The organism is Paraprevotella xylaniphila YIT 11841 (genome assembly GCF_900683745.1).
Classification (GTDB): Bacteria; Bacteroidota; Bacteroidia; order Bacteroidales; family Bacteroidaceae; genus Paraprevotella; species Paraprevotella xylaniphila.
The window spans coordinates 1597751-1610450 of the sequence record NZ_LR215980.1 but is presented as its reverse complement, the minus strand read 5'-3'; the positions used below and the strand labels follow the sequence as shown (position 1 = coordinate 1610450).

Genomic DNA, 12700 nt, shown 5'->3' with positions numbered 1-12700 from the left:
TTAGATGCCGCCTTCTTCCTCGTCGCTGTCCTCTTCGGTCGCGAAGTCCACCCGTTCGAGCGTGAAAGCCTTGTTGTCGAGCGACATGGCTTTTTTGAGCTTGGCGTTAGGCGTGAAGCAGACGCGGAGCTTGGTAATATAGGCCGAGTCGTACTTTTCAGCTGTGTCGCTACCCAAACCGTTGGCCACGGTACGGAAGCTGCCGATGTCGCCCAAATGGACACGCTTGCCTTCTTGCAAGGCATAGATGATCTGTTCCTGCAAGGCCGACAGTACGGCCAGGCAATCGTGCCGCGTGACGGTACAGGAGCTGCTGATGCGTGTGGCAATCTCCTCGATTCCGATTTTGGAGAGGTTGACGATGAAACCGTAATACTTGCCCGGTGCTTCCGGGTTGCGCGGGTCTTTGCGTTCGATGACTTTGTAATTCATAATGTTTTTGTTTTTAAAAGTTTGTTTTTTGATTTTGTAACTCTCTTGTCATCCGGATGACAATGCAAAGGTAGGTATCCCCGAAAACAGGGGTGTGCATTATTGCACGTTCGTGCACGTTTCCGTCGGTTTCCGCTTGAAAATGTGCATTTTCGCCTGTTTTCCAAGGTGCTTCCTGCCTATGGATGGCCGGCCTATTCGTGCGGCCACTCGCGGAAGTCGTCGTCCGTCTCCTCCGGTTTGCCGAGGATGTCGATGACCATTTCGTATTGGCGGGGTGTAAAGCTCCGTTGCCAGACACCGAAGTGCAGTGCCGTGAGGCGTGCCCACAGGTCGCGTTCGGCCCGTAATACTTTGAACAACCTCCGTCTCGCGTTCCGTTCGGTGGAGTCGGGAAAATACAAAGTTGCCAGTCTCGTCACGTCGTACAAATTCTTTTTCATGATACATTTGTATTTGTTAGTTAATAAAATGGTTGTAAAATCCGGCTTGGGAGGCCGGATGTATTTCATGTTTCCGGTTAATGTGTCACTTGCCAGTACGCAAGGCTGAATTTTAAATATTCCTTTTTATTTGCTCGTGTTGTGTGAATTTCGTAATTTTGGACGATTTTTTACAGTTAAGGCATGGAAAATAAATTGTTCCGTTTTACGGATATATTCAAGGAAACCTTGTGGGGAGGGCATCGCATACTCCCGTTCAAGGGCTTGGAGGCCGATGGACGGCTGATAGGAGAGAGTTGGGAACTGTCCGGCATTCCGGGGAACGAGTCGGTGGTGGCAGGAGGTGCGTACGGCGGGTTGACCCTTACGCAGTTGGCCGAAAGAGGCGGGAGCGCTTTGTTGGGCGAGGAGAACTTCAAGCGTTTCGGCACACGTTTTCCCTTGCTCGTCAAATTTATAGATGCGGCCCAACCCCTTTCCGTGCAGGTGCATCCGGATGACGAGTTGGCGCAGCGTCGCCACGGCTGTCCGGGTAAGACGGAGATGTGGTATGTGGTGGACGGGGCACCGGGAGCTTACCTGTTGGATGGGTTCAGCCGGCAGGTGACAGCAGACGAATACGCCGCGAGGGTGGCCGACCAGACCTTGCCCGAAGTGCTCCGGCGCTATGACGTGCGTCCGGGAGACGTGTATTATCTGCCGGCCGGGCGGGTACACAGTATCGGTACGGGCTGTTTTATCTGCGAGATACAGCAAAGCAGCGACGTGACTTACCGGATTTATGATTTCGGACGTGTGGACAGCGAAGGACGGCCGCGCCAACTTCATGTGGAAGAAGCCAAAGAAGCGATAGACTATGCCGTGACGGAGCCTGAGGTGCGCCGCGAAATAGAAGCCAATGTGCCGGCCGAACTGGTAAGAAGCCCGTTTTTCACGACCGGTGCTTACCGGTTGACCGAACCGATGACGTGCGATTACGCCGACTTGGACAGTTTTGTCATCTTGATTTGTACGGAGGGAGCCTGCCGTGTGGCCTGCGGTGAAGAAGAAGTGAAACTCGCGGCCGGGCATACGCTTTTGGTGTCGGCCGAAGCGGAGAGTGTGACGCTTGAGCCTGAAGGCGAGGCTACGATATTGGAATCATACGTGTAATTCAAAACCATTTCTATCTTATATGAATAAAATCAGCATGAAAATTTTCACGGTGTGGGCCGTGGCGGTGGTATGGCTTGCCACATCTTGTACTTCTTATAAGACCGTGCCTTACATGATCAACAGTGCGGAGGCCGACCTCGATTCGAGTGCCGTGCTTTATGAGGCGCGTGTCATGCCTAAGGACGAACTGACTATCACGGTGAATTGTCCGGAAGACGCTGAAGCGGTCATTCCTTTTAACCTGACGGCTACGCCGGCTGTGGGACAGGGACGCGGGACGTTGACTTCCCAACCGACTTTGCAGACTTTCTTGGTGACTAATGACGGTACTATCAACTATCCTATCCTCGGTACCCTGAAAGTTGGGGGTATGACGGTGAACCAGGTGGAAGACCTGATTGCTTCCAAAATCGAGGGTACTTATCTGAAGACCCGGCCGGTGGTGACGGTGCGGTTGAGCAATTACAAGATTTCGGTATTGGGTGAAGTGACCAGTCCGGGTACTTACACCGTGCCTTCCGAGAAGGTTTCGATTTACGGGGCTTTGGCCTTGGCCAAGGACATGACCGTTTACGGACGCCGCGACAATGTGAAACTCATCCGCGAGGATGCCACGGGCAAGAAGACCATCCATGAGTTGGATTTGAACGATGCCAATATCATCAAGTCACCGTACTTCTATTTGCAGCAGAACGACGTTTTGTATGTGACGCCCAATAAGACGAAAGCCAAGAACTCCGATATTGGTTCGAGCACGAGCTATTGGGTAAGCTCCATCAGTATCTTGGTGTCTATCGCCTCGTTGGTGACCAATATTTTGCGATAGCCTTATGTTAGGATAAAATTCGGACACTCTAAAGTCCGTTTTTTAATCTGTGCAGAACTGTGAATCAATCTGCGCCAAATGAAAAATCAATCTCAGGCGAACGATTTTTCGTTTGGCGCAGATTGATTTTTCATTTTGAGGGAATTGTTTAACTGTTTGTTATCAGGCATTTCCATTCTTGTTTTTTTTGATTTTTCGTATGTTGGTACTTGATTTTTTTATAACTTTGCAACATTCACACTAAACACTATAACATTATTTGAATTATCATGAGAAAAGTAGCATTGATTACCGGTATCACGGGGCAGGACGGCTCCTATTTGGCCGAGTTTCTGATTGAAAAGGGATATGAAGTGCATGGCATCATGCGCCGTTCTTCTTCCTTTAACACCGCACGTATCGAACATCTGTATCTGGACGAATGGGTGCGCGACATGAAGAAGAGCCGTCTGGTGAACCTGCATTGGGGCGACATGACGGACAGCAGTTCGCTGATTCGGATTATCAGCGACATCCATCCGACGGAGATTTACAACCTGGCCGCGCAGAGCCACGTGAAGGTGTCGTTCGACGTGCCGGAATACACGGCCGAGGCTGATGCCGTGGGCACGCTCCGCCTCTTGGAGGCCGTGCGCATCTGCGGGTTAGAGAAGACTTGCCGTATCTATCAGGCTTCTACTTCGGAACTCTTCGGTAAGGTGCAGGAAGTGCCGCAACGGGAAACCACGCCTTTCTATCCGCGTTCTCCCTATGGCGTGGCCAAGCAATACGGTTTCTGGATTACGAAAAACTACCGCGAGAGCTACGGCATGTTTGCCGTGAACGGTATCTTGTTCAACCATGAGAGCGAACGTCGGGGCGAGACTTTCGTAACGCGCAAGATTACGTTGGCTGCCGCCCGTATCGTACAGGGTTTCCAGGACAAACTGTATTTGGGTAATCTGGATGCGCGCCGCGACTGGGGATATGCCAAAGATTATGTGGAGTGCATGTGGCTGATTCTGCAACATGAGACACCGGAAGATTTCGTCATCGCCACAGGCGAGATGCACACCGTGCGCGAGTTCTGTACGTTGGCGTTCCAGAACTTGGGTGTGGAACTGAAATGGGAAGGCAGCGGCGTGGACGAAAAAGGTATCGATGCAGCTACGGGCAAGGTGCTCGTGGAAGTCGACCCGAAATATTTCCGTCCGTGCGAGGTGGAACAGCTCCTCGGCGACCCGACGAAGGCCAAGACCCTTTTGGGTTGGAATCCCACGAAGACGACATTCCCCGAACTGGTACGCATCATGGTGGAGCACGACATGAAGTTCGTGAAGAAACTGCACTTGAAAGCTCAGTTGGATAAAGAATAAGACGGCTATGTTGGACAAGAATGCTAAGATATATGTGGCGGGACATCACGGATTGGTGGGTTCCGCCATTTGGAATAACCTGAAGCAGAGAGGCTACACCAATCTGGTGGGCCGTTCGCACCGGGAATTGGATTTGTTGGACGGGGCGGCTGTGAAGGCTTTTTTCGACGAAGAACAGCCGGACGCCGTGGTGTTGGCAGCCGCCCACGTGGGAGGCATCATGGCCAATTTGCAATATCGTGCGGATTTCATCTACCAGAACTTGCAGATACAGCAGAACGTCATCGGCGAGAGTTTCCGCCACGGGGTGAAGAAGTTGCTCTTTTTGGGCAGCACATGCATTTATCCGCGCGAGGCTCCGCAGCCGATGAAAGAAGAGGTGTTGCTCACGTCGCCGTTGGAATATACCAATGAGCCGTATGCCATCGCCAAGATAGCGGGGCTGAAGATGTGTGAGAGTTTCAACCTGCAATACGGGACGAACTACATCGCCGTGATGCCGACAAACCTTTACGGGCCGAACGACAATTTCCATTTGGAGAACAGCCATGTGTTGCCGGCCATGATCCGTAAGGTCCATTTGGCCAAGTGCCTGAACGAAGGGGACTGGGAGGCTGTGCGCAAGGACATCGGCCTGCGTCCCGTGAGCGTGGTGCGCGACGGTGTGAAGCGAGTGGTGGATGCCGCTTCCACAGAAGCGGATATCCTCGACGTGTTGGCGCATTACGGCATCACGCCGGAGGCCGTGACGTTGTGGGGCACCGGCAAACCGTTGCGCGAATTCCTTTGGAGCGAAGAGATGGCGGATGCCAGCGTGCACGTGCTGTTGAACGTGGATTTCAAGGACACGTATGCGCCGGGCGAACGGGACATCCGCAACTGCCACATCAACGTGGGGACGGGCAAGGAACTGACCATCCGCGAAGTGGCAGAGAAGATTATGGCCGAAATCGGTTTCAAGGGTGAGTTGCGTTGGGATGCCTCCAAGCCGGACGGCACGATGCGCAAGCTGACGGACGTGACGAAGCTCCACCGCCTCGGTTGGCACCACACGGTGGAGATAGACGAAGGGGTGCACCGTTTGTATGAATGGTACCTGAAAGGAATCTGTATCAATCATCAGGGACACTAATATATATAATAAGGTATAGGATATGAAAAAGTTGTTGTCGCTTCCGCCGAATCTGGTGGAGTGTTTCCACGAGGTAGAGCGAGCCGACCGGAAAGAGTGGTTTTGTACGTCCGACCCCATCGGGCATAAGTTAGGTTCGGGGGGAGGAACGGCGTGGCTGTTGCAGGCCTGCAAGGCGTCCGAGACGGATGAAGGAGAAACATTTGCTGCATGGCTGTCGCGTGAGAAACGCATCCTGCTGCATGCCGGAGGGCAGAGCCGGCGTTTGCCGGCTTACGCGCCTTCGGGGAAAATACTGACTCCGGTACCGGTGTTCCGGTGGAAGCGGGGACAGCGTCTGGATCAAAACCTTTTGTCGCTTCAGTTGCCCCTTTACGAGCAGGTTATGGAGCGTGCGCCGCAGTCGTTGCACACGTTGGTGGCCAGTGGCGACGTGTATATCCGTACCGACCGGCCTTTGCAGGACATCCCCGAGGCCGACGTGGTGTGCTACGGGCTGTGGGTAGACCCGAGCCTGGCTCAAAACCATGGGGTGTTCGTATCGGACCGCCGGTCGCCGGAGAGGTTGGCTTTCATGTTGCAGAAACCCAGTGTGGCCGAGTTGGGCGCACTGATGAGCAAGCATTTGTTCCTGATGGACATCGGGATTTGGTTGCTGAGCGACCGGGCGGTGGAACTGATGGTGAAGCGTTCTTACCGTGACGGGCAGTTGTCGTTTTACGACATGTACTCCGAGTTCGGTCTGGCACTGGGAGACCGTCCTACGTTGGACGACCCGGAGTTGAACAGCCTGACGGTGGCCATCTTGCCTTTGGAAGGGGGGAACTTCTACCATTACGGGACGAGCCGCGAGATGATTTCTTCCACGTTGGCCGTGCAGAACATCGTGACGGACCAACGGGAAATCATGCACCGCAAGGCTAAGCCCCATCCGGCCATGTTCGTGCAGAATGCCGAAGTGGAAGTGCCTCTGGAGGCCGCGAACTCTGAACTTTGGATAGAGAACAGCTTCGTGGGGCGCGACTGGACATTGGCGTGCCGCAACATCATTACAGGGGTGCCTGAAAACCGTTGGCCGCTGAAGTTGGCCGCCGGTTTGTGCATCGACGTGGTGCCGGTGGGCGAGGAGGATTTTGCCGCCCGTCCTTACGGTTTCAACGATGCCTTCAAGGGCTGCCTGTCGGACAGGGCGGTCCTGTATCAGGGCATGCCTGTGACGGAGTGGTTGGCCGAGCGCGGCCTGAAACCGGAAGACATAGAGGAGAACCATGATTTGCAGGCGGCCCGTTTGTTTCCTTTGTGCGGCAATGTGGAGGACTTGGGATTGGCTATGCGTTGGATGACGACCGAGCCTGAATTGGAGGATGGACGTAAGGTATGGTTCTCGGCCCGCAAAATGTCGGCCGATGAATTGTCGGCATACGCCAACCTGCACCGCCTGACGTGCCAACGTGAGGCGTTCCGGACGAAGAACCTGCCTTTATTGGCAGCCCATTACGAACGTAGCGTGTTCTACCAGTTGAACTTGGATGACGTGGCCCATGAATATGCGGAGGAGGATTTGCCTTTACCGGACGCATTGCCGGAGATGGCGGATGGGTTGACACGTATCAGCGATGCGATGTTCCGTGCCCGTGTGGCCGGCCTGAAAGGTGAAGACGGACGGAAATATGAAGAACAGGCTTTCGGATTGATGCGTAAGATGCTGACCGGCACGGCCTGTGCGGCCCGGCAGTCTCCCCGCTTGTCGGTTTATGCAGACCAGATCGTGTGGGGGCGCAGTCCGGTGCGTATCGACTTGGCCGGAGGATGGACGGACACGCCGCCCTACAGCCTGATGGAGGGAGGGAATGTGGTGAACCTCTCCATCGAACTGAACGGGCAGCCCCCGTTGCAGGTGTACGTGAAGCCTTGCCGGGAACGTCATATCGTGATGCGTTCCATTGACTTGGGCGCGATGGAGGTGGTGCGTACATACGACGAACTTGCGGCCTTCAATAAGGTCGGCTCTCCTTTTTCCATTCCGAAGGCAGCGTTGGTGTTGGCCGGTTTCCATCCGGATTTCTGTGCGGAAGCCCATGCGTCGTTAGAGGCGCAGTTGGAGGCTTTCGGTGCGGGTATCGAAATTACATTGCTGTCTGCCATTCCGGCCGGTTCCGGGTTGGGGACAAGTTCAATCTTAGCTTCTACCGTGCTGGGGGCCGTCAATGACTTCTGCGGGTTGGGATGGGACCGTTATGAGGTGGGCAACCGTACGCTCGTGTTGGAGCAGTTGCTGACCACGGGCGGAGGATGGCAAGACCAATACGGCGGCATCCTGCAAGGCGTGAAATTGCTCCAGACCCAACCGGGGACTTGCCAACAGCCTTTGGTACGTTGGCTGCCCGACCACGTGTTTACCGCACCTGAATACCGGAAATGCCATCTGTTGTATTATACCGGCATTACACGTACGGCCAAGAGCATCCTGGCGGAAATCGTGAAAGGGATGTTCCTGAACGAGACCGGCCGTTTGGAGTTATTGGGGCGGATGAAGGCACATGCCTTGGACATGTACGATGCCATACAGCGGAACAGTTTTGAGGAGACCGGCCGTTTGGTCAGGAGGTCATGGATGCAGAATTGCCGTTTGGACGAGGGGACGAATCCGACGGCTGTCCGTGCGATTATCGGGAAAATAGATGACTTGTGTTTAGGGTATAAGTTGCCCGGTGCGGGTGGCGGTGGCTTCCTTTACATGATGGCCAAGGACGAAGAGGCGGCAGCCCGTATCCGGAAAATCTTGGTACAGGAGGCTGTGAACGACCGTGCCCGTTTTGTAGAGATGAGTTTGTCGGAAAAGGGGTTGGAAGTGAGCCGCAGCTAAGCTTTATCCTTTTTTTCTTGCCGATAGAAAAACGTGCGCCCCCGGAAACAACAAAGGTTTCCGGGGGCGTGTGTCTTCGTGGACAGGATGGCGGATTACCGGTCCTTGTACATGTTTTCGTAATATTTCTGGTAGTCTCCGCTTGTCACGTTGTCCATCCATTCCTGGTTGTCGAGATACCAACGGACGGTTTTCTCGATGCCTTCTTCAAATTGCAGGCTAGGTTCCCATCCCAATTCGTTTTTCAATTTGGTAGAGTCGATGGCATAACGCAAGTCATGTCCCTTGCGGTCGGTCACGTAAGTAATCAGGTCGAGCGAATAGCCTTCCGGGTTGCCGAGCAACCGGTCTACCGTACGGATGACGACTTTGATGATGTCAATGTTCTTCCATTCGTTGAAGCCGCCGATGTTGTACGTCTCTGCCGCCTTTCCCTTGTGGAATATTACGTCGATGGCACGGGCGTGGTCGATGACGTAAAGCCAGTCGCGCACGTTTTCCCCTTTGCCGTAGACCGGGAGGGGCTTGCGGTGGCGGATATTGTTGATGAACAGCGGAATCAACTTTTCCGGGAACTGGTAAGGCCCGTAGTTGTTGGAACAGTTGGTTACGATGGTCGGCATGCCGTAGGTGTCGTGGAAAGCACGGACGAAGTGGTCGCTACTGGCTTTGGAAGCGGAGTAGGGGCTGTGCGGATTGTATTTCGTGGTTTCCAGGAAGAAAGCCTCACCGTATGCCAGGTGATGTTCCGAAGATGAGGCCGTGGTGGTGAAAGGAGGTTCGATGCCTTCGGGGTGAGTCAGCTCCAATGCCCCGTACACTTCGTCGGTCGAAATATGGTAGAAACGTTTGCCCTCGTAGCCTTCCGGCAGGGATTCCCAATACTCTTTGGCTGCTTGGAGCAGGCTGAGCGTTCCCATGACATTGGTGCGTGCGAAAGTGAACGGGTCTTTGATACTGCGGTCCACGTGGCTTTCGGCAGCCAGATGGATAATGCCGTCCACATGGTATTGCCGGAAGAGTTCGCTCATCTTGTCGAAATCGCAAATGTCCGCTTTGACGAAAGTGTAATTCGGTTGGTTTTCGATGTCTTTCAGGTTGGCCAAGTTTCCGGCGTAGGTCAGCTTGTCCAGATTGATAATGTGGTAGTCCGGATATTGGTTGACGAAGAGGCGTACGACGTGGCTGCCGATGAAACCGGCTCCTCCGGTAATGATGATATTTCTTTTAAAATCCATGATGTGCTGTATTATTGGTATAAATCTTCTGAGTAATCAAACAACCATTCGGCATCTTTCAGGCGAGGATGACGCTTGTCCTTTTCCGACAGGAGGATTTTGTCGGAAGGAATGTGCCAGTTGATGCCGAGGTCCGGGTCGTCCCATGCCAATGCCCCCTCGCTTTGCGGTGCATAAAAGTTGTCGCATTTATACTGGAATATAACTTCCGGCGTGAGCACGCTGAAGCCGTGGGCAAAACCGCGGGGGATGAAGAATTGACGATGGTTTTCTTCTGTCAGCTCTACAGCTACATGTTGACCGAAAGTAGGCGACCCTTTCCGGATATCCACGGCCACGTCCAATACGGCGCCTTTGATGACGCGTACTAACTTGCTTTGTGCGTATGGCGGTTTTTGAAAATGAAGACCGCGCAGTACGCCGTAACTGCTCTTGCTTTCATTGTCTTGCACGAAATGTACGGTGCGGACCAACCGGTCGAAATCCCGTTGTGAGAAAGATTCGAAAAAATAGCCTCTTGCATCGTTGAACAACCGAGGTTCGATAATCACTACGCCTTCGATGGCGGTTTGAATGACTTCCATAATAAATAGTAAACTTTATTATGTGCAAAGATAGTTTTTTTTATCGAAAGGTAGCGGGCTTTAGGATAAAATCGTATATTTGCAAGGATGAAAAATATTTAAATGATTGCATCATGGAGACTTGTCATTGGATTTTGGCCGGTTGGTTGGTTTTTGACTTGCTGGTGTTTGTATGGGCGTGGTGGGATGATTTATATTATTCCCATGATATGAAAAATAAGTTCAAACGTCTGAAAGAGACGTTGACAGAAGAATAGAATGATATGCGGTCTGGATATAAATTTCTCGTGAAGATGCTGTTCGGGTTGTATCTGGTCGGAGGATTTGCAACCTGCCAAAAAGTGGATTTACCTTCGGAAGAAGGGGAAGACACGGAACAGCCCGGGCAAACGGGCGATAAGCCGGAAGGCGGAGGCCATGGGGCGGGAGGGACTGGCGGAACGGAAGAAGAGGTGCCTTTGCCGCCTGAATATGAGGGTGCTTGGACTGTAACCGGGATATTGTCGGAGTATGAAGGGGTAGACTTGGATGAGGATTATGAGGAAATGGTCGTGGGGTATATAGTGGGGGCGTGTGACAGGACGATGAAAAATGCCCTGTTCACGGCTGATGAGATACGGGCTGCTGGCGTAAGCACGAACCTTCTGATAGCGGATTCAAAAGATGAAAGGGATGCTTCGCGTTGCATGCCAGTAGAGCTTAAAAAGGGTACGGATGTGAGGGATGAAGCCAATCTTGTGGATCATCCGGAGGTACTGGGATGCCGGATTGGCTTGTTGGGATTGGTGAAGACTTATTTTAACGTGGTCGGATTGAAAAACGTGGCGTATCATGAGTGGCTGACGAATGGCGGGGATGTGGAAGAGCCGGAGCCGGAAGAGCCCGAAGAACCCGAAGAACCTGAAGAGCCGGAAAATCCAGGGAAGCCGGAGGAACCGGAAGATCCTGAACCGGGACCTGTTCAAAAAGATACGATAATAATAGACTTGAAGCCGGGACATATTGAAGGTGGCCGGTCGATTAGAACTAAATGAAAATACCATGGATGCCAGATGTTTTTTATATAGTTGTATTCTCCTGTTGGGTTTATGGGGAGAAGTAGTTTCAGCACAAACTTTCAGGCGTGTAAGGAATGTCCGTGAACTGGAGGAGGGTATGCATTGTGTATTGGCCGGGTATTGTGCGGCACATCCAGACTCGTTGTACGTGATGGCATCGCAGGATAAAACCGGTACGGGGAAGAAAAACCGTGCTGCCCGCAAGCTTCCCTTGGATAAAAACGGGAGAATACATATACATGACGGCGGAACGGCTATTTTTGAATTGCAGGTGGAAGGGAAGGCTTATGCGTTTCGTGACATGGCTTTGGATGCGTGGTTGGCGTATTCTAACGGGCGTGTACAAGAGTATACTTCTTTATTGACTTTGACAGACGAGGAATTGGCCAGTTCTGTAAATCCTAAAAACAAGTATAGTAATAAGTTTGAAATCATATCGTTAGCCTCAGCTCGCTTGTCAAAGACATCTTTGTATACGAAAGAGGATGTTTTTACGTCTGTTTCTTCTAAAAAACAATTTGGTCTGATGCCGGTCGGGGGTATTTCTTTTAAGTTATGCGAACAGGATGTAGGCGATTCCTTATTTATATATAAGGAAATGCAACCGCCTGTATTGGCAGGAAGAGAAGACGGCGACTGGACTTTCAAAGGTGACTGGTTGGCAGACTCTTTGTTTGCACTGGATTATGCTCAAGCCCGGCGGATTGATTTTACCGAAATATCCCTGCCACAAGGAAAAGGTATGGTGGGTGGCGGGAAGATGCCCAAAGGATATGTCTGGACATACGTGCGTAAGGGAGAGTCCGGGCGTTTGCCGGAAGGATGGCCCAATGTGGTTGAAATAGACCGGAAGGATGAGGATGTACAAGGAAGGGCCGTGACTCGGATGGTGGGTTGTGACAGCTGTACTTTAGGGCCTAAGTACTCGTTTACGGTACCGTCGGGAACTGGAATTGTGTGGTACCGGAAAACTGAGGATGACGAAGGATGGTTGACTGTAGGTTTGCCGTATGCCGTGGAGAAAGTTACTTGGGAAAGTCCAGACGGAGAAACCGTAGCATCGGAACGTCTTTGCTTTGAAAAAATAACCGGCGAGGGTGTGGTATTCCACCGAATGGAAACCGATGAGGCTTGGAAAGCCTGTGTTCCCTATTTGTGGAAAGCGACAGAATCCCGTGAATCCGTAGTCTGCTTTTATGGAGACGGGACAGTCGTGCAGGCCCAGGAAAATAGCTTAAAGGAAACAGATGGATTTTATACAATATTCAGCCGGTATGATATTGAAAATGAGAAGGAAAATGTTTTTCTTCTGGATGATAGCGGCACACGGTTTGTGCGTGCTGCGGCGGGAAGTTGGATGGCATCCGGTAGGGGGTATTTGGTGTACACTGGAACCGGTTCTCATACCTTGCGTTTGATTGAAAAAGACTCACCGGACGAGGTGGACTGGATAAAGTTTAGGACGGACGGGCATCCTTTGCCTGTTTATGGGCCGGACGGTGTAAAGAGAGGAGAAATATTGCCCGGTGAAGGTATTCCGGAAGAATGGCCTAAAGGGTTGTATATCATTCCATACGGAAAGATGATGAAAAAGTAGAAAAAGGAAAATCC

The 12700-nt window shown here is 52.2% G+C and carries 12 protein-coding genes; 8 read left to right on the top strand and 4 right to left on the bottom strand.

The features are described 5' to 3' along the window. Both E0E47_RS07010 and E0E47_RS07005 read right to left on the bottom strand, forming a co-directional pair. Window positions 1-432: an HU family DNA-binding protein gene (locus tag E0E47_RS07010; RefSeq protein ID WP_008630150.1), complete on the bottom strand. Its 432-nt coding sequence runs from the start codon at window positions 430-432 to the stop codon at window positions 1-3. 194 nt (window positions 433-626) lie between these two features. Next, window positions 627-875: a DUF4248 domain-containing protein gene (locus E0E47_RS07005; RefSeq protein ID WP_040603243.1), complete on the bottom strand. Its 249-nt coding sequence runs from the start codon at window positions 873-875 to the stop codon at window positions 627-629. Window positions 876-1058: 183 nt separating this feature from the next. Here E0E47_RS07005 and E0E47_RS07000 point away from each other — a divergent pair, with 183 nt between their 5' ends. From E0E47_RS07000 to E0E47_RS06980, 5 genes are all read left to right on the top strand, one after another. Continuing rightward, a complete protein-coding gene (locus E0E47_RS07000; protein WP_130893296.1) occupies window positions 1059-2027 on the top strand; it encodes a type I phosphomannose isomerase catalytic subunit in 969 nt (322 codons plus the stop codon). Between the two features lie 22 nt (window positions 2028-2049). After that, on the top strand, window positions 2050-2856 hold the full coding sequence (locus tag E0E47_RS06995) for a polysaccharide biosynthesis/export family protein (protein WP_008630144.1): 807 nt from the start codon (window positions 2050-2052) through the stop codon (window positions 2854-2856). Between the two features lie 269 nt (window positions 2857-3125). Further along, window positions 3126-4211 carry a GDP-mannose 4,6-dehydratase gene (gmd, locus tag E0E47_RS06990; protein WP_008630142.1) on the top strand — a complete coding sequence of 362 codons (1086 nt, stop codon included), beginning with the start codon at window positions 3126-3128 and terminating at the stop codon, window positions 4209-4211. 7 nt (window positions 4212-4218) lie between these two features. Further along, entirely contained in the window at window positions 4219-5343 is a 1125-nt protein-coding gene (locus E0E47_RS06985; protein WP_008630140.1) for a GDP-L-fucose synthase family protein, read from the top strand. Window positions 5344-5365: 22 nt separating this feature from the next. Then, window positions 5366-8209, top strand: a complete 2844-nt coding sequence (locus tag E0E47_RS06980) for a bifunctional fucokinase/fucose-1-phosphate guanylyltransferase (RefSeq protein WP_130893295.1) — start codon at window positions 5366-5368, stop codon at window positions 8207-8209. A gap of 95 nt (window positions 8210-8304) precedes the next feature. On the opposite strand, the gene E0E47_RS06975 is transcribed toward E0E47_RS06980, so the two are convergent. Further along, the gene (locus E0E47_RS06975; RefSeq protein ID WP_008630136.1) at window positions 8305-9447 is read right to left on the bottom strand and encodes a dTDP-glucose 4,6-dehydratase; all 1143 of its coding nucleotides are present in this window, start codon (window positions 9445-9447) and stop codon (window positions 8305-8307) included. An 11-nt stretch (window positions 9448-9458) separates the two neighbouring features. Next, the gene (rfbC, locus tag E0E47_RS06970; protein ID WP_008630134.1) at window positions 9459-10031 is read right to left on the bottom strand and encodes a dTDP-4-dehydrorhamnose 3,5-epimerase; all 573 of its coding nucleotides are present in this window, start codon (window positions 10029-10031) and stop codon (window positions 9459-9461) included. A gap of 113 nt (window positions 10032-10144) precedes the next feature. Between rfbC and E0E47_RS17545 the strand changes: the two genes are divergently transcribed. From E0E47_RS17545 to E0E47_RS06955, 3 genes are read left to right on the top strand one after another with little or no spacing between them, the layout of a single operon-like run. After that, entirely contained in the window at window positions 10145-10288 is a 144-nt protein-coding gene (locus E0E47_RS17545; protein ID WP_232038363.1) for a hypothetical protein, read from the top strand. Window positions 10289-10294: 6 nt separating this feature from the next. Then, complete coding sequence (locus tag E0E47_RS06960) at window positions 10295-11065, top strand: DUF6359 domain-containing protein (protein ID WP_008630131.1); 771 nt, start codon at window positions 10295-10297, stop codon at window positions 11063-11065. Window positions 11066-11072: 7 nt separating this feature from the next. Beyond that, on the top strand, window positions 11073-12686 hold the full coding sequence (locus E0E47_RS06955; protein ID WP_130893294.1) for a hypothetical protein: 1614 nt from the start codon (window positions 11073-11075) through the stop codon (window positions 12684-12686). Window positions 12687-12700 lie beyond the last annotated feature (14 nt).